Annotated in this window: 1 protein-coding gene; it reads right to left on the reverse strand. The window is 46.8% G+C overall.

Annotated elements, in window-relative coordinates:
* Window positions 1-203: transposase (locus tag CXF61_RS03100; RefSeq protein WP_193834174.1), on the reverse strand; the 203-nt coding region annotated here is incomplete at both ends.

Below are 203 nucleotides of genomic sequence, written 5' to 3' on the forward strand. Positions count from 1 at the left end.
TCAAGATCGCCTGTATCACTGCGGACGGTCTTTTTAGTGTGTCCGTTACGCTTATTAGGCTTATCCGCCTTTTCATGCTTGGGATAGCCGAGATGGTCTTCCATCTCAGCCTCTAAGGCAGTATCGATAAAGGATTGCATGAGCTGCTTTTGGAAGTCTTTGATGTCATCAAAGCTTTTCATGCTACCAGCCATTTGCTCGGC

It is taken from the genome of Psychrobacter sp. 4Dc, assembly GCF_002836715.1.
In the GTDB taxonomy this organism is placed as follows: domain Bacteria; phylum Pseudomonadota; class Gammaproteobacteria; order Pseudomonadales; family Moraxellaceae; genus Psychrobacter.